Annotated in this window: 14 protein-coding genes; 11 read left to right on the forward strand and 3 right to left on the reverse strand. The window is 76.4% G+C overall.

Annotation, left to right across the window (positions count from 1 at the left end):
• Positions 1-24 precede the first annotated feature (24 nt).
• The gene (locus tag J5O08_RS04550; RefSeq protein ID WP_147793791.1) at positions 25-414 is read left to right on the forward strand and encodes a DUF3040 domain-containing protein; all 390 of its coding nucleotides are present in this window, start codon (positions 25-27) and stop codon (positions 412-414) included.
• A 598-nt stretch (positions 415-1012) separates the two neighbouring features.
• Here the strand turns inward: J5O08_RS04550 and J5O08_RS04555 are convergent.
• Genes J5O08_RS04555 through J5O08_RS04565 form a run of 3 tightly spaced genes read right to left on the reverse strand, consistent with a single transcriptional unit; the run spans position 1013 to position 5480 of the window.
• Positions 1013-3259 (reverse strand): DUF3488 and transglutaminase-like domain-containing protein, encoded by a 2247-nt coding sequence (locus tag J5O08_RS04555; protein ID WP_218705655.1) that lies wholly within the window; start codon positions 3257-3259, stop codon positions 1013-1015.
• Positions 3256-4449 (reverse strand): DUF58 domain-containing protein, encoded by a 1194-nt coding sequence (locus J5O08_RS04560; protein WP_308281347.1) that lies wholly within the window; start codon positions 4447-4449, stop codon positions 3256-3258. Before J5O08_RS04560 ends, J5O08_RS04555 begins: the two co-directional genes overlap by 4 nt.
• A gap of 26 nt (positions 4450-4475) precedes the next feature.
• Positions 4476-5480: a MoxR family ATPase gene (locus J5O08_RS04565; RefSeq protein WP_218705657.1), complete on the reverse strand. Its 1005-nt coding sequence runs from the start codon at positions 5478-5480 to the stop codon at positions 4476-4478.
• Positions 5481-5934: 454 nt separating this feature from the next.
• On the opposite strand from J5O08_RS04565, the gene mraZ reads away from it, so the two are divergent.
• The 10 genes from mraZ to murC all read left to right on the forward strand — a co-directional run.
• Entirely contained in the window at positions 5935-6369 is a 435-nt protein-coding gene (mraZ, locus tag J5O08_RS04570) for a division/cell wall cluster transcriptional repressor MraZ (protein ID WP_147796856.1), read from the forward strand.
• A gap of 259 nt (positions 6370-6628) precedes the next feature.
• Entirely contained in the window at positions 6629-7750 is a 1122-nt protein-coding gene (rsmH, locus tag J5O08_RS04575; protein WP_308281348.1) for a 16S rRNA (cytosine(1402)-N(4))-methyltransferase RsmH, read from the forward strand.
• Positions 7747-8157 carry a hypothetical protein gene (locus J5O08_RS04580; RefSeq protein WP_218705658.1) on the forward strand — a complete coding sequence of 137 codons (411 nt, stop codon included), beginning with the start codon at positions 7747-7749 and terminating at the stop codon, positions 8155-8157. The genes rsmH and J5O08_RS04580 overlap by 4 nt, the downstream gene beginning before the upstream one ends.
• The gene (locus J5O08_RS04585) at positions 8154-10025 is read left to right on the forward strand and encodes a penicillin-binding protein 2 (protein WP_308281350.1); all 1872 of its coding nucleotides are present in this window, start codon (positions 8154-8156) and stop codon (positions 10023-10025) included. Before J5O08_RS04580 ends, J5O08_RS04585 begins: the two co-directional genes overlap by 4 nt.
• A gap of 94 nt (positions 10026-10119) precedes the next feature.
• A complete protein-coding gene (locus J5O08_RS04590) occupies positions 10120-11730 on the forward strand; it encodes a UDP-N-acetylmuramoyl-L-alanyl-D-glutamate--2,6-diaminopimelate ligase (protein WP_218705659.1) in 1611 nt (536 codons plus the stop codon).
• Positions 11727-13214: a UDP-N-acetylmuramoyl-tripeptide--D-alanyl-D-alanine ligase gene (gene murF / locus J5O08_RS04595; protein WP_218705660.1), complete on the forward strand. Its 1488-nt coding sequence runs from the start codon at positions 11727-11729 to the stop codon at positions 13212-13214. The genes J5O08_RS04590 and murF overlap by 4 nt, the downstream gene beginning before the upstream one ends.
• Positions 13211-14287 (forward strand): phospho-N-acetylmuramoyl-pentapeptide-transferase, encoded by a 1077-nt coding sequence (mraY, locus tag J5O08_RS04600; protein WP_218705661.1) that lies wholly within the window; start codon positions 13211-13213, stop codon positions 14285-14287. Before murF ends, mraY begins: the two co-directional genes overlap by 4 nt.
• Before the next feature lie 2 nt (positions 14288-14289).
• Positions 14290-15741 (forward strand): UDP-N-acetylmuramoyl-L-alanine--D-glutamate ligase, encoded by a 1452-nt coding sequence (gene murD, locus J5O08_RS04605; RefSeq protein WP_308281351.1) that lies wholly within the window; start codon positions 14290-14292, stop codon positions 15739-15741.
• An 11-nt stretch (positions 15742-15752) separates the two neighbouring features.
• The gene (gene ftsW / locus J5O08_RS04610) at positions 15753-16985 is read left to right on the forward strand and encodes a putative lipid II flippase FtsW (protein WP_218705662.1); all 1233 of its coding nucleotides are present in this window, start codon (positions 15753-15755) and stop codon (positions 16983-16985) included.
• Between the two features lie 101 nt (positions 16986-17086).
• On the forward strand, positions 17087-20061 hold a 2975-nt coding region (gene murC / locus J5O08_RS21525), incomplete at its 3' end, for a UDP-N-acetylmuramate--L-alanine ligase (RefSeq protein ID WP_308281353.1).

Consider the following 20061-nt stretch of genomic DNA (forward strand, 5'->3'; position numbering starts at 1 on the left):
CGACGGCGGAGCACGGGGGTTGGAATGCCTCTCTCCGAGTACGAACAACGTGTACTGGAGCAGATGGAGCGTCAGCTCACGTCTGATGATCCCCGGCTCGCGAACACGCTGACATCGCGTGGGCGGAAGCCGGTCCTGCGGTACGTCCTGGGCGGCATCGGTGCCGTCGTGGGGCTGCTGCTCCTGGTGGTGGGCGCTGCGGCGTCCGAGGTGTGGCTCGGCGTGCTGGGCTTCGTCGTCATGTTCGCCTCCGTCGCGATCGCGTTCACGCGCCCGCGTCGCGGTGGCGGGCCGGTCGGCGTCGTCCGGGCCGACGGCAGCACCGCACCGCGCCCTGCGGCCCCCAAGGCCAAGAAGGGTTTCATGTCCCGGATGGAGGACCGCTGGGACAAGCGGCGCGACCAGGGTCGCTGACGACCCTGCGCCCGCCCGCCTGACCCCGCGGCACCGTCGCACCCGGGCCCGCTCCGCGAGGGGCGGGCCCGCGGCGTGCCGCCGCGCGTGGTCCGCGCGTGGGCGGTCCGCCCGTGCACGGTCTTCTCGCGCGCGGCCCGCTCGTGCGCGGTCTTCTCGCGCGCGATCCGCTCGTGCGCGAGAACGCCCTCATCGTCTCCGCCGCGGCCCGCACGCTCACGGCTCCCGGTTGGGTGGTGCCGGCCGGGTTCGGTGGCTGCGGGCACCGAACCCGGCGGCAGCCACCGAACGCGCCGCCGGGCACACGTCGCGCGCCGCCCCCGAGGCTCAGGACGCGCTCGCCCGCGACGCCGTCGGCCGCGAGATCGGTGCTTTGGCCCGAGATCGGTGCGTTGAACCACCGATCTCGCGCCAAGCCGCCGATCTCGGCGCGCGGTGCGGCCGGGTCGCCCCCGGCATCCGCCGAGATCGGACCTGCGCGCCGAGATAGGACCGTCTGCGGTCCTATCTCGGCCGGACGGTCCTATCTCGGCGGGCCGGGCGTGGTGCGGGTGCGCGGGTGGCGGCGCGGCGCGTGCGGGCGGCCGGCTCGCTCGCCTCAGGCCTCGGCCGGGCGCGGGCCCGCGGCGGGACGGTCGCCCGGGGCGCGGGTGCTCACGTCGGTCAGCACGGTCGCGACCCAGGCCTGGAGCTCCTCCGGGTCGTCGTCCACCGGGTCGGGGGCGTAGCGCTCGCGCTCCAGCGCGGCCGCCAGCGCCGCGAGCGCGCGGTCGGCGTCCGGGCCGAGCGGGCGGCCGCGGCGCGCCTGGACCTGGGACCGGATCGCCGCGACCGCCTGCCGCGGCGTGCGGGAGTCCGGCCACGTGATGCCGGCGCGCCGGAGCCGGTCGCGGAGCCGGCGCCAGGCGACCTCGGGCGCGAGCCGGAGCGCGGGGCGGCGACGTCGGCGCACCGCGAGCACGGCGGCGAGGGCGGTCGCCACGACCAGCAGAGCGACGACGGCGATCAGCGGACCCCGGGTGCGCGGGTTCGCGACCACGCCCGGCAGCCCGCCCTGGTCCTGCGGGGCGGCGGTGGTGGCGGCGGCGCTCGGGGTGCTCGTGGTCTGCGGGGCGCCGGCGGTCGGGGCGGTCGTCGGGGCGGCGGCGCTGAACGGGTTGCTCCAGGACGGCGGCGGGCCCGTCTGCACCGCGGGTGTCGGCTCGAACCGGACCCAGCCGGTGCCGGGGAAGTACAGCTCCGGCCAGGCGTGAGCGTCGGCGCCGGTGACCCGGTAGGTGCGGTCGGTGCCGAGCTCGCCGGGCAGGAAGCCGACCCCGAGCCGCGCCGGGATGCCGAGGGTGCGCGCGAGGACCGTCATCGAGGTCGCGAACTGGACGCAGTACCCGCGTCGGCTCTGCAGGAAGTCCCACACGGCGTCGTCGCTGTCGCCCGGCTCGATCGAGGTGTCGTACCGGAACTGGGTGCCGTCCCGGAAGTACGTCTGCAGGGCGAGCGCCTGGTCGTAGGGGGTGGCCGCGTCGGCGGTGAGCTCGACGGCGAGGGCGCGCAGGTCGTCGGCGTGCTCGGTCTCGGGGACCTCGAGGTAGGTCTGCACGTCCTCGGGCACGTCGCCGCTGGCCGCGCGCAGCACGTCCGGGCTGAGGTCGGGGACCTCGACGAGCATCTCGTAGCCGCTGCCCGCCTCGGTGCGGCTGCGGCTGACCACCTCGTCCCGGGCGGCGTCGTAGGTCCACGGCCCGTCGATCTGCACCGTGCGCGGGAACGTGCTGACGGGCAGGCGCTGCTCGCGGAGGGCGCCGATCCGGACCTGGACGTCGGTGAGGGTGCCGCGGGCGCCGTCCGGAGCCGCGCCGACCAGCGAGGGGTCGGAGGCGAGCAGCCCGTCCGGGTCCCACTCGGCCAGGTCGTCGGCGGGCTCGCGCTGCCAGGACCGGCCGTCGAAGTCGCGCAGGGTGAACGACCGCAGCGGCCCGATCAGCGACGCGGTGGCGGCGGGCCCCTCGGCCTCGTCGTCGACGCGGTCGACGGTGTAGCTGAGCACGACCTGCGACGACTGGTCGCGCAGGCTCTCGCGGAGGTCGAGGTCGTCGGCGAGCCGGACCGGGCCGACCGCGCCGGTCCCGACGTCCGGCAGGTCGACCCACGACCACGCGGGCACGGCGGACACCGCCGGGCCGGCGGCGAGCGTCACGGCGACGAGCCCCGCGGCGCCGGCCAGCACGACGCCGGCGCGCCGTCCGGTGCGGTCGCGCGACACCGGCGGCTGCGCGAGCGCCAGCAGCAGCAGGTAGCAGAACCCGGTCGCGGCGAGCGCCCAGGTGCTGCCGGGGAAGCCGAGGACGACGGCCGGGGTCCACATGGCGACGTAGGCGATGCCGGTGAGCGCGGGCATGCCGCATCCGACGGCGAGCAGGTCCGCCGCGAGGAACACCAGGACCGCGGCGGCGACGAGGATCAGCTCGACGGGCGGCCACACCGCCATCGGCACGACCGAGGTCTCGATGAGCTGGGCCGCCTGCTGCACGAGCTGGCCGGTGTGCCGGATCGTGCCGGGCCCGACCAGGAGCGGGTTGCCGCCCGGTGGCGTGGCGTAGAAGGCCAGCAGCGCGTACGCGGAGACCACGAGCCCGACCAGCGACGGCAGCCAGGTGGACCGGGTGAGGCTGCGGGTGCCGCCCACGACGAGCGCGGCGCCGGCGACCGCGAGCACCGCGTGCAGCACCCAGGTCCCGCCGGCGAGCAGCCCGGACAGCGAGCCGAGCGCGGTGCAGGTCGCGACGGCGGTCAGCGCGGTGGCGGCGGGGGAGCGCCATCCGCGGCGCAGGGCCGCCCCGCCGCTCACGCCGCACCGCCCGTCAGCCGCCACCAGGTGGCCTCGAGGTCGGCGCCGGGCTCGGCCTGCACGACGCGCCACCCGGCGCGGCGCAGCTGGCGGGCCGTCGCGGTCGCGCTCTCGTCGTCGTCCGCCCCGCGCACGAGCGCCCAGCCCGGGCGGGTCTGGCTCACCCCGGCGAGCGCGGCGCGGCCGGCGGGGCCCTGCGGGCCGAGCACGGCGATCACCAGCCCCGAGCCGCCGTCCGCGTCGTCCAGACCGCGGATCTCCGCGAGCAGCGCGGCCTCCGCCGCTGCGGCGTCCGGCTGGCCGGACAGGTCGACGGTCGAGTCGAGCAGCTGCTGGCGGCCGGGCGCCTCGAGCCGGGCGGCGTGCGGGTCGTCGGCGGCGGTGCCGGTGAGCAGGTGGGTGGGGTGGCCGGCGCCGTGGGTCGCGAGCGCGACGGAGGCGGCCAGCGAGATGCACCACTCGAGGGCGTCGCCGGGCGCGGGCTGGTCGAGCAGCACGGTGACCGGTCGCATGCCGGCGCGCTCGTCGGACCGGACGACCAGCTCGCCGCGGCGGGCGCTGCTCGGCCAGTGCACGCGGCGCAGGTCGTCGCCGACCCGGTAGTCGCGGAGCGCGGCGTCGTCGGGGGCGGGGGACCGGGCGCCGACGACGGACCGCTCGGGCTCGGCGACCAGCAGCTCGCGCGGGACCGGCAGGTCGACGACCGAGGGCCACACGGTGACGGTCTCCCGCACGCCGAGGGTGGCGCGGACCCGGGCGACGCCGAACGGGTCGGTGCGGGTCACGACGAGCGGGCCGAGCGCCCACCGGCCGCGGCGGGTCGCCTGCACGGGGTAGCGCAGCCGGACGGCGCGGGGCTCGCGCGCGACGGTGGCGCGCAGCGGCCGGCCGCCGGACAGCTCGACGGCGGCCTGCTCGCGCAGCTGGAGGTCGGTGAGCCGCGCGCGGGACGCGCCGCGGGCGAGCCCCACCTCGACCTGGACGTCGGCGGTGCGGCCGACGTGCACCGGGTCCGGCTGGACGGTGCGCCGGGTGCGCAGGCCCTGGCCGCGGCCGGGGTCGACGACGCCGACCGCGAGCATCCCGAGCACGACCAGCAGCACCGGGAGCGTGCCGATCGTCAGCAGGTCCGTCGACCCGAAGGCGGTGCCGGTCGCGCCCACGGCCAGGCCGAGGACCACGAGGCCCACGCCGCGTCGGGTCGGGCGCAGGCGCATCAGCCCGCCGCGGTCCGGTCGCGCACCGCGGTGCGGGCCGGCGCGGGGACGGCCACGCGGGCGACGAGGTCGCCGATCACGTCCTGGCCGCTGCGCCCGGACAGCCGGGACTCGGCGCTGAGGATGACGCGGTGCGCCAGCACCGGCTCGGCGAGCTGCTGCACGTCGTCGGGGAGCACGTGGTCCCGGCCGTCGACCGCGGCGAGGCCCTTGGCCGCGCGGAGCAGCTGGATCGCCGCGCGCGGCGAGGCGCCGAGCCGCAGGGCCGGGTCGTCGCGGGTCCCCGAGACGAGGTCGACCACGTACTGCTTCACCGCGGGCGAGGCGTACAGGTGCCGGGTGGTGTCGATGAGGCGGGTGACCTGGTCGGCGTCGGTGACCGGCGAGACGTGCGCCAGCGGGTCCGAGGTCTCCTGGGTGTCGAGCATGGCGAGCTCGGCCTCGGCGCTCGGGTAGCCGACGGTGAGCCGGGCCATGAACCGGTCGCGCTGCGCCTCGGGCAGCGGGTAGGTGCCCTCCATCTCGACCGGGTTCTGCGTCGCGACGACGAGGAACGGCCGGGGGAGCGGGTACGAGGTGCCGTCGACGGTGACCTGCGCCTCCTGCATCGACTCCAGGAGCGCCGACTGGGTCTTGGGCGAGGCGCGGTTGATCTCGTCGCCGATCACGATGTTCGAGAACACCGGGCCGGGCCGGAACTCGAACTCCTGGGTCGCGGCGCGGTAGATCGTGACGCCGGTCAGGTCGCTCGGCAGCAGGTCGGGCGTGAACTGCACGCGGCCGACGGTGCAGTCGATCGTGCGGGCGAGCGCCTTGGCCAGCGTCGTCTTGCCGACGCCGGGCACGTCCTCGAGCAGCAGGTGCCCCTCGGCGAGCAGGACCGCGACGGCGGTGCGGACCAGCTCCGGGCGGCCGGTGACGACGCGGGCGATGCTCCCGCGCATCCGGTCCGTCACGGTGATGAGCTCGTCCATCGCGGACGCGCCGGGCACTGCTACGGGCATGGGGACCCCCTCGGTCGACTGGGGGAAGCCTAAGCGGCGCCGACCCCGGGCGGGAGGTGAACGTGCACCCGGACTCCCCACTTCCCCCCACCCGGACCACCCCGGGGCCCTCCACCTTCCTCCCCGGACGGGGGTGCCCGGCGCGGTTCGCCGGTCGTCCACGCGCGCTGACCTGCGAGGACGTCGCGGGAGGGGCAGTGGCGCCGCTCTCGGCGGGACGGCCAGGAAGGCCCGCCGGACCCCGCCGCGCCCCTCCGGCCCTCCACCCCGCTCCACCGGCGCTGACCTGCGACGACGCAGGAACTTCACCCGCCTGCCGCGAATTCCTCCCGTGCGGGTGGAGCGAAGTGGAGTACCGTGGAGCCATCGGGTGCCGAGGGGTGCCGGTGCGCGCGGTCCGGGGGAGGTGGACGACGTGGGGTTCGAGCAGGCGCTGGCCGGGCTCGGCTCCTCCGTGCCCTTCCTCGGGACGCACACCCCGAAGCTGGACGAGAAGGGGCGGCTGATCCTCCCGGCCAAGTTCCGCCCCCAGCTCGCCCAGGGTCTGGTCATGACCCGGGGCCAGGACCGCTGCCTGTTCCTGCTGCCGCTCGACGAGTTCGCGCGGATGCACGACAAGCTGCGCCAAGCCCCCGTGACCAGCAAGCAGGCCCGCGACTACCTCCGCGTGTTCCTGTCGGGCGCCTCGGACGAGACGCCCGACAAGCAGGGACGCATCTCGATCCCCCCGATGCTGCGCTCCTACGCGGGGCTCGACCGGGACGTCGCCGTCATCGGCGCCGGCACCCGGGTCGAGGTCTGGGACCTGCAGGCGTGGGAGACGTACCTGGCGGAGCAGGAGGCCGGCTACGCCGAGACGGCGGAGGAGGTCTTCCCCGGCGCCTTCTGACCCGCACGACCCCGGCACCACGCAGCACCACCCGCACCACCCGCACCACCCGCACCACCCAGCACCACCGCCCGGCGAGACCTCCCCCCGGCAGCTCTGACGCACTTCCCCGGCGTCAGAGGGCCGGTGGGGGATCTGGTCGGACGGCGGAGGGGCCGCCCGACCACCCCCGTGCCCCGCGAAGCACCACCCGCACCACGCAGTCGCACCACCACGCGCACCACGCACCCGCACCACCACCCGGAGGAAGGAGACCCCCGTGCCCGACGCGCCCGAGCTGCCCGACCAGCCCGCCCGCCCGGAGCGCGACGCCGCCTCCCGCCACCTCCCGGTGCTGCTGCAGCGCTGCATCGACCTGCTCGCCCCCGCCCTGGCGGAGCCCGGCTCGGTCCTGGTCGACGCGACGCTCGGCATGGGCGGGCACACCGAGGGCGTGCTCGCGGCGCTGCCGCACGTGCGGGTCGTCGGCATCGACCGCGACCCGCAGGCGCTGCGGCTGGCCTCGGCGCGGCTCGCGCCGTTCGGCGACCGGTTCACCCCGGTGCACGCGGTCTACGACGAGATCCCCGAGGTCGTCGAGCGCCTGGGCCTGCCCGGCGTGCAGGGCGTGCTGATGGACCTCGGCGTGTCCTCGCTGCAGCTCGACGAGGCCGAGCGCGGCTTCGCCTACGCGCAGGACGCGCCGCTGGACATGCGGATGGACCCGACGCGCGGCCGCACGGCCGCCGAGGTGCTCAACACCTACGACGAGGCCGACCTCGTCCGGGTGCTGCGCGAGTACGGCGAGGAGCGGTTCGCCGGCCGGATCGCCCGCCGCATCGTGCAGGCCCGCGAGAAGGCCCCGCTGGAGCGGACCTCCGAGCTGGTCGACCTGGTCCGGGCGGGCATCCCCGCGGCGGCGCGGCAGACCGGCGGCAACCCGGCCAAGCGCACGTTCCAGGCGCTGCGGATCGAGGTGAACGACGAGCTGGCGGTCCTGGCCCGCGCGATCCCGGCGGCCGTCGAGTCGCTGGTGGTCGGCGGCCGGATCGTCGTCGAGGCCTACCAGTCGCTCGAGGACCGCCTGGTCAAGCGCGCGTTCGCCGCGGGCGCGGAGATCAGCGCCCCGCCCGGGCTCCCGGTGGTCCCGGACACGCACGCGCCGTACCTGCGGCTGCTCACCCGCGGCGCGGAGGAGGCGGACGCCGCCGAGCTCGCCCGCAACCCGCGCTCGCAGTCCGTGCGGCTGCGCGCCGCCGAGCGGCTGCGCCCCACCCCCGAGCACCTGCGCCCGACCCCGGGCGACACCGGCAGTACCGGCGGTCCGGGCGCCCGCCGCCCGGACCGCAGCCGCAGCCCCCGCACGCCCCGCACCCCGAACGGACCGAGGAGAACCGCATGAGCGCCGAGCAGGTCGTCCGCGCACCGCGCGTCCGCCCCCGCCCGTCCGACGCGCCCCGGTCCGCCCCGGAGCGGCCGCGGCTCCGGCTGGTCCGGCCGCCGGCGCAGGCGCGCACGCACGTGCCGTTCGTCGTCACCTGCATGGCGATCCTGGCCGGCGCGCTGCTCGCGGCGCTGCTGCTGAACACGCAGCTGGCGGCCGGTGCGTACGAGCAGCGCTCGATGGACGTCGAGCTGGCCCAGCTGGCGCGCGACGAGCAGTCGCTGTCCGCCGAGCTGGACGCGAACAAGGCGCCCGCGAAGCTCGCCGAGGCCGCCACCGCCCTCGGCATGGTGCCCGCCGGGTCGACCGGCTGGCTGCGGCTGTCGGACGGGACGGTGCAGGGCGACGTCGGGGCCGGGCAGTGAGCACGCCCACCACCCGGCGCACCGCCCCGCCCGCCCGCCCGGTCCGGACCCCCGCCCGGCGCCCGGCGACCGGGGTCCCGACCCAGCGCGGCCCCCGCGGCCCGTGGACGCCCCGCCCGGGCGGGCCGAGCGTCGCGATGCTCGACCGGCGCCGCACGGTGCTGGTCGTGGTCGTCGCCCTCCTGCTCACCGTGTTCTCCGGCCGGCTGCTCTGGCTGCAGGGCGTCGGCGGTGACGCGATCGCGGCGGAGGCGCTGACCAGCCGCCTGACCACCTCCCAGCTCGTCGCGGCGCGCGGCACGATCACCGACAGCGAGGGCGAGGTGCTCGCCACCTCGGTCGACCGCTACGACATCGTGGTGAACCAGCGCCTGGTGAAGACCTGGTCGACCACGGAGGACGGCACGACCTACTCGGGCGCGGCCGGCGCCGCGCAGCTGATGGCCCCGATCCTCGGCGTGAACGCGGCCGAGCTCGGCGCGACGCTGGACGGCGACGCCGGCTACAAGTACGTCGCGAAGAACGTGCTGCCCGAGGTGTGGCAGGCGGTCCGCGAGCTGCGGATCAACGGCATCACGTCCGAGCAGGTGGCCGAGCGCGTCTACCCGAACGGCAACCTGGCGGGCAACCTGCTGGGCTGGGTCAACTCCGAGGGGAGCGGCGCCCAGGGCCTGGAGGCGACGCTGGACTCCGAGCTGTCCGGCACGCCGGGGGAGACGACGTACGAGCGGGGCCGCGGCGGCCAGCAGATCCCGGGCGGCTTCGAGGAGTCGACCGCCGCGACCGACGGCCGCAGCGTGCAGCTGACGATCAACTCGGACATCCAGTGGAAGGCCCAGCAGGCCATCGAGCAGCGGGTCGCGGACACCCAGTCCGACTCCGGCACGATCGTGATGACCTCGATCAAGACCGGCGAGGTGCTCGCGATGGCCGAGTCGCGCACGGTCGACCCCAACGACCCCGGCGCGGACGACACGCTGTGGGGCGGGTCCAGCGCGGTGTCCGACGTGTTCGAGCCCGGCTCGACCGCGAAGATCATCACGATGGCCGCGGCGATCGAGACCGGCATCACCGACCCGCTCGAGCAGTACACGGTCCCGTACAACTACACGACGGCCAACGGGCAGACGTTCAAGGACTCGCACGAGCACGCCGGGATGCAGCTGACGACGACCGGCATCCTCGCCGAGTCCTCGAACACCGGCACCGTGATGATCGGCCAGGACCTGCCCGAGCAGGTGCGGCACGACTACCTGGCCAAGTTCGGCTTCGGCACCAAGACCGGGATCGAGCTGCCGGCCGAGCAGTCCGGCGTGCTGCGGGACGCCGACAAGTGGGACGGCCGCACCAAGTACGCCGTCCTGTTCGGCCAGGGCCTGTCGGTGACCGCGCTGCAGGCGACCGACGTGTTCGCGACGATCGCCAACGGCGGCGTCCGGGTCACCCCGCACCTGGTCAAGGGGTGGACCGAGCCCGACGGCACGTTCACCCCGTCGCAGGCCGCCGAGACGACCCAGGTGGTCTCGCCCGAGACCGCGCAGACGGTGCTCACCATGATGGAGAGCGCGGTCGACGAGGGCACGGGCTCCGCCGCGGCGATCCCGGGCTACCGGGTGGCCGGCAAGACCGGTACGGCGCAGGCCTGGGCCGCCGACGGCACCCAGGGCATCACCGCGTCGTTCATCGGCGTCGCCCCCGCGGACGACCCGGCGATCGCCGTCAGCGTGATCCTGCACAACCCGCGGACGTCCGAGTGGGGCGGCACCGTCGCCGCGCCCGTGTTCTCCGACGTCGCCGGCTACGCGCTCACCGAGCTCGGCATCGCCCCCAGCGGGACGCAGCCGCAGCTCTTCCCGACCACGTGGTGAGCCCCGTGCGCGCCACCAGCACCGCCGCCCCCGCGGGCACCCGCCCGGCCGCCCCGGTCGCGGGGGCCCGCGGGCCTCGCGGTAGATTCTCCCTATGACGTCCCCGCAGGGCCGGCTGCGGCCGGAGTACCCCCACAGCCGCCGGGTCGCCGACCTCGCCGACGCGTTCGGGCTCGTCAGGGCCGGTGCCGCGCTGCCGGCGGACCTCGCGACCTCGGGGGTCACCGTGGCGAGCGGCGACGCCCTCCCGGGCGACCTGTTCGTCGCCGTGCCCGGCGCGCACACCCACGGCGCGACCCACGCGGCGCAGGCCGCGGCGGCCGGCGCCGTGGCGGTCGTCACGGACCGGGCCGGCGCCGAGGTGCTGGCCGCGTCCGCGGACGACGCCGTGCGCGCGCTGCCGGTGCTGGTCACCGACGACCCGCGCGCGATCGCCGGTGTCCTCGCCGCCGAGCTGCACGACCACCCGGGCCGCAGGCTGACCACCGTCGGCGTCACCGGCACCAACGGCAAGACCACGACCATGTACTTCGTCGAGGCCGCGCTGCGCCGGCAGCACGAGCGGACGATCGTCATGGGCACGGTCGAGCTGAAGATCGGCGACGAGGCCATCGAGAGCCCCCGCACCACGGTCGAGGCGCCGGTCGTGCAGTCGATCCTGTCCCGCGGCCTGGAGCGCGGCGCGACCGCCGCCGCCATGGAGGTGTCCTCGCACGCGCTCGCGCTCGGCCGGATGAACGGCCTGGAGCTCGACGTCGCGGGGTTCACGAACCTGCAGCGCGACCACCTGGACTTCCACGGCGACATGGAGGGCTACTTCCGCGCCAAGGCCCAGCTGTTCCGCGCCGGCCACGCGCGCCGCGGGGTCGTCGTGGTCGACGACGAGTGGGGCCGCCGGCTGGCCGGCGAGGCCGAGATCCCCGTCGACACCGTCGCGACGCACGTCGGCGCCCCGGAGGGGGAGACGGCCGACTGGGCCGTCACCGAGGCCGACGTCGGCCTGGACGGCGTGGGCTCGACCTTCACGCTGCGCGGCCCGGACGGCGAGGGGCACCGGGCCGCGAGCCCGCTGCCGGGCCTGGTCAACGTGTCGAACGCCGCGCTGGCGATCGTGCTCGCGCACCGCGCCGGGGTGCCGCTGGACGTCGCGATCGACGCCGTCGGCACCGCCTCGGGCGTGCCCGGCCGGATGGAGCGCGTGATCGAGCGCCGCGGCGGCGCGAGCCCGCGACCGCTGTGCCTGGTCGACTACGCGCACACCCCGGACGCCCTGGTCCTGGCGCTGGAGGCCGTGCGGCCGATCACGCCGGGTCGGCTGGTCATCGTCTTCGGGTCCGACGGCGACCGCGACCGCGGCAAGCGGCCCCTCATGGGCCGGATCGCCGCCCGCCTCGCGGACGTGCTGGTCGTGACCGACGAGAACCCGCGCTCGGAGGACCCCGCGTCCATCCGGGCCGCCATCCTGGACGGGGTGCGCGAGGAGCGCCCCGCGCTGGCCGACGTGCACGAGGCCGTCAGCCGCACCCAGGCCATCCACGACGCCCTCGACCTCGCGACGGAGCTGGACACCATCATCATCACGGGCAAGGGCCACGAGCCGACCCAGGAGATCGCCGGAGTCTTCCACCGGTACAACGACCGCGACGTGCTGCGGGCGGCGGACGCCGCCCTGACGGCGCGCGAGGCGCAGGAGCAGACCGCGTGATCGCGATGACGGCGGCCGAGGTGGCCGCGGCGACCGGCGGGCGCCTGCACCCCGAGGACCTGGACCCGGCGACGGTCGTGACCGGCCCGGTCGTGGTCGACTCCCGGCAGGTCGAGCCCGGCTCGCTGTTCGTGGCGCTGCCCGGCGAGCACGCGGACGGCCACGACTTCGCGGCCGCCGCGGTGCGCGCGGGCGCGACCCTGGTGCTCGGCTCCCGCCCCGTGACGCAGGACGGCCCCGACGACGGCGGCCCGACGGCGCTGCCGGTGGTCGTGGTCGACGACGTGGAGAAGGCGCTCGGCGACCTCGCCCGCGTGGTGCTCGAGCGGCTGCGCGAGGCGGCGGTCGAGCCCGGCGGCACGGACCTGCGGGTCATCGGCGTCACCGGCTCGGTCGGCAAGACCACCACCAAGGACCTGCTGGCGCAGCTGTGCGCCGCGGCGGGCCCGACGGTCGCCCCGGAGAAGTCGTTCAACAACGAGATCGGCCTGCCGCTGACGGTGCTGCGCGCCGACGAGCAGACCCGGTTCCTGGTGCTCGAGATGGGCGCGTCCGGGATCGGGCACCTGACGTACCTGACGGACATCGCGCCGCCCGACGTCGCGGTGGTGCTGGTCGTCGGCCACGCGCACCTCGAGGGCTTCGGCGGGATCGAGGCCGTGGCGCGCGCCAAGGCCGAGCTCGTCGCCGGGCTGGCCCCGGACGGCGTCGCGGTGCTCAACGCGGACGACCCGCGGGTGCTCGCGATGGCGACCCAGGCGCCGGCGGCCGTCGCCACCTTCGGCACGACCACGGGCGCCGACGTGCGCGCGGTGGGCCTGCGGGTCGACCGCGCCGGGCGCGCGGGCTTCACGCTGGACGCGGGGCGGGTGCCGCCGGTCGAGGGCGACGGCTCGCGGGAGACCGCCGAGGTCACCCTGCGGCTGGTGGGGGAGCACCACGTGCACAACGCGCTGGGCGCGGCCGCGGCCGCGCTGGCCGTCGGGCTGCCGCTCGCGGACGTCGCGGCCGGCCTGTCCGCCGCGGACGCGATCAGCCCGCACCGGATGCACGTCGTCGACCGCCCCGACGGGATCACCGTCATCGACGACTCCTACAACGCCAACCCCGACTCGATGCGGGCCGCCCTGCGCGCGCTCGCCGTGGTCGCGGGGCGCGAGCGCCGGTCGGTGGCGGTGCTCGGCGAGATGATGGAGCTCGGCGAGGACGCGCGCCGCGAGCACGAGGCGATCGGCCTCCAGGTGGTCCGGCTGAACGTCGGACTGACCGTCGTGGTCGGGTCCGGCGCGCTCGGCATCTTCGCCGGGGCGCAGCGCGAGGGCTCCTGGGGCGACGAGGTGGTCATGGTCGACGACGTCGACGCGGCGACCGCGTTCCTCGAGCGCGAGCTGCGCGCGGGTGACGTGGTGCTGCTCAAGGCGTCGAACGGCGCCGGCCTGTGGCGCCTGGGCGACCTGCTGACGGACACGGGGGTGCGGGCATGATCTCCGTCCTCGTCGCCGGCGGCGTCGCGATGGTCGTCGCGCTGCTCGCCACCCCGCTGTTCATCAACTTCCTGGTCACCAAGCAGTACGGCCAGTTCATCCGCCAGGACGGCCCGACCGCGCACTACACCAAGCGCGGCACGCCGACGATGGGCGGCGTCGTGATCATCGGGGCCACGCTGATCGGCTTCGGCGTCGCGGCCCTCGTCACCGGGAACCTGCCGAGCGCGTCCGCGCTGCTCGTGCTGTTCCTCATGACCGGCCTGGGGGTCGTCGGCTTCCTCGACGACTACATCAAGATCTCCCGGCAGCGCAGCCTCGGGCTGTCCGCCCGGTGGAAGATCGTCGGCCAGGGCTTCGTCGGCATCACGTTCGCGGTGCTGGCGCTGCAGTTCCCCGACGCCACGCTGCGCACGCCCGCGTCCACCAGCATCTCGTTCATCCGGGACACCGGCCTGGACCTGGCGTTCGCCGGGGCCACGATCGGCGCGATCCTGTTCGTGATCTGGGCGAACTTCCTCATCACCGCCTGGTCGAACGCGGTGAACCTCACCGACGGCCTGGACGGCCTGGCCACCGGCTCGTCGCTGATCGTGTTCGGCGCGTACGTCATCGTCTGCGTCTGGCAGTTCAACCAGCGCTGCGGGCTCGCGGAGAACCTCAAGTGCTACGCCACCCGCGACCCGCTGGACATGGCCGTGGTCGCCGCGGCCGTCACGGGCGCGTGCTTCGGCTTCCTGTGGTGGAACGCCAGCCCGGCCAAGATCTTCATGGGCGACACCGGGTCGCTCGCCCTCGGCGGCGCGCTCGCCGGCATGTCGATCGTGACCCGCACGGAGGTGCTGGCCGCGATCATCGGCGGCCTGTTCGTCATCATCGTGCTGTCGGACGTCATCCAGATCGGCTTCTTCAAGATGACCGGCAAGCGGGTGTTCAAGATGGCCCCGCTGCACCACCACTTCGAGCTGTCGGGGTGGGGCGAGGTCACGATCGTGATCCGGTTCTGGCTGATCGCCGGGCTGTTCGTCTCGCTGGGCATCGGGATCTTCTACGCGGAGTGGGTGACGGGCTGACCGTGGCTGCCGACCTGAGTGGGGCCGAGGGTCTGGGCCGGGCGCGGGTCGTCGTCGCGGGGCTCGGCGTGTCCGGGCGCGCCGCGCGCGACGTGCTCGCCGGCCTCGGCGCGCGGGTGACGACCGTCGACGACCGGGCGGAGGACGCCGACGTCCGCGAGGTGGCCGCGTTCCTCGCGGGGGACGGCCTCGCGGGGGTCGACGTGGTCGTCGCCTCGCCCGGCTGGCCGCCGGCGCACCCGCTGCTCGCCGCCGCCCGTGCGGCCGGCGTGCCGGTGTGGAGCGAGGTCGAGCTGGCCTGGCGGCTGCGCGTCGACCGGGACACCGGCGACGGCCCGGCGCCGTGGCTCGCCGTGACGGGCACGAACGGCAAGACCACGACGGTCGAGATGCTCGCGTCCGTGCTGCAGGCGGCGGGGCGGCGCACGGCGGCGGTCGGCAACGTCGGCACCCCCGTGGTCCTGGCGGCGACCGACCCGGCGCTCGACGTGCTGGCGGTCGAGCTGTCGTCGTTCCAGCTGCACCACACCGAGTCGATGGCGGCGCAGGCCGCCGCGGTGCTCAACGTCGCCGCCGACCACCTCGACTGGCACGGCTCCCTGGACGCGTACGCGGCCGACAAGGGCCGGATCTACTCCGGCGTCGAGGTCGCCTGCGTGTACAACGCGGCCGACCGCACGACCGAGGACCTGGTCCGCGAGGCCGAGGTCGCCGACGGCGCCGTGGCGGTCGGGTTCACGCTCGGCTCGCCCGGGGTCGGGCAGGTCGGGCTGGTCGACCGGATGCTGGTCGACCGCGGGTTCGCGACCCTGCGCCACACGCACGCGGCCGAGCTCGCGACCTTCGACGACCTGGCGCACCTGGCAGGCCCGGACGGGCTGGCGCCGCACGTGGTGCAGAACGCGCTGGCCGCCGCGGCGCTGGCCCTCGCGCACGGCGTGCCGCCCGAGGCCGTCGGCGCGGGCCTGCGCGCCTACGCGCCCGGGGCCCACCGGATCGCCACCGTCGCCGAGGTCGACGGGGTCCGGTACGTCGACGACTCCAAGGCCACGAACGCGCACGCCGCGGCCGCCTCGCTCGCCTCGTTCGCCGGGGGCAGCGTCGTGTGGGTCGCCGGCGGCCTCGCCAAGGGCGCGACGTTCGACGAGCTGGTCGCCCGCCGCGCCGACCGGCTGCACGCCGTCGTGCTCATCGGGGTGGACGCCGCCCCGCTCGCCGACGCGCTCGCCCGACACGCGCCGCAGGTCCCCGTCGTCCGCGTGGATCCCGGTGACACTGGGTCCGTGATGTCCCGCGCCGTGACCGAGGCCCGCCGCCTGGCGGAGACCCGCGCGGCGGCGGGCACCACGGTCCTGCTCGCACCCGCGTCCGCCTCGATGGACCAGTTCGCCTCGTACGCCGCCCGCGGCGAGGCGTTCGCCGCCGAGGTGCGCGCCCTGCACCCGAGGGGGTGACCCCGGCGCCGATGGCACAGACGACGGACGCCCCGGCCCCGCGCGCCGCCGAGCGGCGCCCCTCCCGCCTCGGGCAGTGGAACAGCGCGGTGACGAGCTACTACCTGCTCGTCGGTGCCAGCCTGCTGCTGCTCGTCCTCGGGCTGGTCATGGTGCTGTCGTCGTCGTCCGTGGACTCGCTGGCGTCGGGCAAGTCCCCGTACACCGTCTTCTTCGGGCAGGCGCAGTACGCGATGATCGGGCTGCCGCTCATGTGGCTCGCCTCGCGCATCCGGCCCGCCACGTACAAGCGGCTCGCGTGGCCGCTGCTCGGCCTGGGTGTCGTCGCCCAGCTGCTGGTCTTCTCCCCGCTGGGCCGGAGCAAGGGCGGCAACCAGGGCTGGATCTACCTGCCGGGGTTCTCGGCCCAGCCGTCCGAGGCGCTCAAGCTCGCCCTGGTGGTGTGGCTCGGGATGATCCTCGTCCGGAAGCAGCCGATGTTCGACGACTGGAAGCACGCGGCGGTCCCGGCGATCCCGATCGCGGGTGGCGCGATCGGGCTGGTGCTGCTCGGGCACGACCTCGGCACGGCGATGATCATGATCCTGCTCGTGGCCGGTGCTCTGTTCGTCGCCGGCGTCCCGATGCGGATCTTCGCCGGCGCCGGCGTGCTCGCGGGCGTCGTGGTCGCGGCCCTGGCGATCGGCAGCGCGAACCGGGTCGGCCGCATCCTCAACTTCTTCAGCGGCACGTGCGACGTCACCGCCGGCTGCTACCAGACCAAGCACGGCCTGCAGGCGCTCGCCACCGGCGGCTGGTTCGGGCTCGGCCTGGGCCAGAGCCGCGAGAAGTGGTCGTACCTGCCCGAGGCGCACAACGACTTCATCTTCGCGATCATCGGCGAAGAGCTGGGCCTGATCGGCACGCTCCTCGTCCTCGCGCTGTTCGGCGTGCTGGCGTTCGCGATGTTCCGGGTGATCGCCCGGCACCGCGACCCGTTCGCCCAGATCGTCACCGGCGGCGTCGCGGCGTGGATCATCGGCCAGGCGCTGGTGAACATGGGCGTGGTCGTCGGCCTGCTGCCGGTCATCGGCGTGCCGCTGCCGCTGGTGTCCGCGGGCGGCTCGGCCCTGATCACCACGCTGGTCGCGCTCGGCGTCGTCATCTCGTTCGCCCGCACCGAGCCGGGCGCCGCGGAGGCGCTCGCCGCGCGGCCCAGCGTGGTCCGCCGGTCGCTCGCCGTGATCGGCCGGACCCGTGCCTGACCGCCGCCGCGCCGCCGCGTCCCGGCGTCGCGCGCGCCCCACCCCGACCTGAGCGGCCACCGCCGCGCCCGACCCGCCTGCCCGTGACCCCGGAGGACACCGTGACCGCACCCGACGCCCCCACCGGCCCGGCGGAGGGCGCCGAGCCCCGTCCGCGCGCGGTCCTGCTCGCCGGCGGGGGCACGGCCGGGCACGTGAACCCGCTGCTCGCCGTGGCGGAGGAGCTGCGCGCCCGCGACCCCGAGCTGCGGGTCGCCGCCCTGGGCACCGCCGAGGGGCTCGAGGCGCGGCTGGTGCCGGAGCGCGGGCTCGAGATGTTCGTGGTGCCGAAGGTGCCGCTCCCGCGGCGGCCCACCGTCGACTGGGTGCGGCTGCCCCGGCTGCTGCGCGAGGCGATCGACGCCGCGGGCGCCGCGATCGACGAGCTCGGCGCGGGCGCGGTGGTCGGCTTCGGCGGCTACGTGTCCACGCCGGCCTACCTCGCCGCCCGGTCGCGGGGTGTGCCGGTCGTCGTGCACGAGCAGAACGCCCGCGCGGGGCTCGCCAACCGGCTGGGCGCCCGGCGCGCCGCCGCCGTCGCGGTGACCTTCCCGGGGACCCGGCTGCCGCGTGCCCAGGTCACCGGCCTGCCGCTGCGCCCGGAGATCGTCGACCTGCTGGCGGAGCGCGCGGCGGACGCGGGCGCGAACCGGCGGCGCGCGGCGGCGGAGCTGGGCTTCGACCCCGAGCGGGTCACGCTGCTGGTCACCGGCGGCTCGCTGGGCGCGCTGTCGGTGAACCGCGCGGTCGCCGCGCAGGCCCGCGCGATCCTCGCCACCGGCGCCGAGGTGCTGCACCTCACGGGGGCGGGCAAGGCCGAGGACGTCCGTTCCGCGGTCCGCGGGGTCCCCGGCGCCGAGCGGTACCACGTGCGCGAGTACCTCGCCGAGATGGAGCAGGCGCTGGCGGTCGCCGACCTCGTGGTCTGCCGGTCCGGGGCGGGCACCGTGAGCGAGCTCGCCGCGCTCGGCATCCCCGCGGTGTACGTGCCGCTGCCGGTCGGCAACGGCGAGCAGCGGCTCAACGCGCAGCCGGTGGTCGCCGAGGGCGGCGGCGTGCTGGTGGCGGACGAGGCGCTGACGGGGGAGTGGATCGCGGCGAACCTGCTGCCGCTGCTCGCGCCCGAGGCCGCCGGCCGGCGCCGGGAGATGGGCGCGGCCGCCGCGCGGGTCGGCGTGCCGGACGCCGCCGGGCGGGTCGCCGACCTGGTCGAGGACGCGCTGGCCGAGGGCGAGCGGCTCGCGGCGGAGCGCGCCGAGGCGGAGCGCGCCGCGGCCGAGCGGGCGGCGGCGCAGGAGGCCGAGCGGGCCGAGCGCGCGGAGCAGGACCGGCTCGCCGCCGAGCGGGCCGAGGCCGAGCGGGTCGCGGCGGAGGCGGCGGGCGCGCAGACGGACGGGGCGGGCCTCGAGGCGGCCGGTTCCGACGAGACGGGCGCGGTGCCCGCGTCGGCGCCGCTGACGGTGGCGACCCCGGTCGTCGCGGCGGCCGGCTCCAGGGACGCCGCCGCGCCCGTCGGCGCACTGGCGGACCTCGGCCGGGTGCACCTGGTCGGCGTCGGCGGCGCCGGCATGTCGGCGGTCGCCGGCCTGCTGGCCGCGCGCGGCCTGACCGTGTCGGGCTCCGACGCGAAGGAGGGGCCGGCCCTGGACGGCCTGCGCGCCGCGGGCGTCACCGTGCACGTCGGCCACGACCCCGCCCACGTGGAGGACGTCGACTCGGTCGTCCTGTCGAGCGCCATCCGCGAGTCCAACCCGGAGCTGGCCCGGGCGCGCGAGCGCGGCCTGCCGGTGCTGCACCGCTCCGAGGCGCTGGCCGCGCTCATGGCCGGCCGCATCGGCATCGCGGTCGCCGGTGCTCACGGCAAGACGACGACCTCCGCGATGGTGGCCACGGCGCTGACCGCGGCCGGCCGCGCGGACGACGTGCTCGACCCGTCGTACGCGATCGGCGGTACCGTGCTGACCCCCCAGGGCGCGATCCCGGGCTACCGGACGGGCGCCGGCGAGGCGTTCGTGGCCGAGGCCGACGAGTCCGACGGCTCGTTCCTGGCCTACGCCCCCGCCGTCGCGATCGTCACCAACGTCGAGCCCGACCACCTGGACCACTACGGCACCACCGAGGCGTTCGAGGCCGCGTTCGCGGCGTTCGCCGACCGGGTGCTGGACGGCGGCGCGCTGGTCGCGTGCCTCGACGACCCCGGCGCGGCACGCCTGGTGGCCGAGGTCGGCGAGCGGCTGACCCGCCGCGGCGTCCGCGTGCTCACCTACGGCACGGACGCCTCGATCGGCGAGCTCGGGCCGGACCTCGTCGTCGGTCCCGTCGTCGCCGCGGGCGGCACCTGGCGCACGACGCTGACCTCCCGGACCGCTGAGGTGCCCGGCGCCGACCTCGCGCTCGCCGTCCCCGGCGAGCACAACGCCGCCAACGCCGCCGCCGCGTACCTCGCAGCCTGGGCCGTCGGCGCCGACCCCGCCGCCGTCGCGGCCGGGCTGGGGGAGTTCCGCGGCACGGGCCGCCGGTTCGAGGACCGGGGCACCGCCGCGGGCGTGCGGGTCGTCGACGACTACGCCCACCACCCGACGGAGGTCGCGGCGCTGCTGCGGACCGCGCGGGGCGTCGCCGGCGACGGCGCGGTGCACGTGCTGTTCCAGCCGCACCTGTACTCCCGCACCCGGACGTTCGCGACGGAGTTCGGCGCGGCGCTCGACCTCGCGGACACCGTCGTCGTGACCGACGTGTACGCGGCCCGCGAGGACCCGGACCCCGAGGTGTCGGGCGACACGATCGTGCAGCGGGTGCCCACGCCCGGGCGCGCGCGGTTCGTCGCCGACCGGCACGAGGCGGCGCGGGCCGTGGCCGCCGCGGCCGCGCCCGGCGACCTGCTCCTGACCGTGGGGGCCGGCGACGTGACCGAGCTCGGCGCGGTCGTGCTGGCGGCGCTGGCGGGCGCGGGCGCCGGCGAGTCCGACGACGCCCCGGCCGCCGCCGACGCCGAGGCCGGCCCGGTCGGCGACGGCACCCCCGGCACCGCCCCGGA

Origin of the sequence: Cellulomonas sp. PS-H5 (genome assembly GCF_019265565.1) — a bacterium.
Taxonomy (GTDB): domain Bacteria; phylum Actinomycetota; class Actinomycetes; order Actinomycetales; family Cellulomonadaceae; genus Cellulomonas.

Excerpts from the sequence above, each read along its gene's own strand:
- J5O08_RS04580 (WP_218705658.1), top strand. The coding sequence starts at position 7,747 with ATGAGCGCCGAGCAGGTCGTCCGCGCACCGCGCGTCCGCCCCCGCCCG.
- ftsW (WP_218705662.1), top strand. The coding sequence starts at position 15,753 with ATGGCACAGACGACGGACGCCCCGGCCCCGCGCGCCGCCGAGCGGCGC.
- mraY (WP_218705661.1), top strand. The coding sequence starts at position 13,211 with ATGATCTCCGTCCTCGTCGCCGGCGGCGTCGCGATGGTCGTCGCGCTG.
- J5O08_RS04590 (WP_218705659.1), top strand. The coding sequence starts at position 10,120 with ATGACGTCCCCGCAGGGCCGGCTGCGGCCGGAGTACCCCCACAGCCGC.
- J5O08_RS04550 (WP_147793791.1), top strand. The coding sequence starts at position 25 with ATGCCTCTCTCCGAGTACGAACAACGTGTACTGGAGCAGATGGAGCGT.
- J5O08_RS04565 (WP_218705657.1), bottom strand. The coding sequence starts at position 5,480 with ATGCCCGTAGCAGTGCCCGGCGCGTCCGCGATGGACGAGCTCATCACC.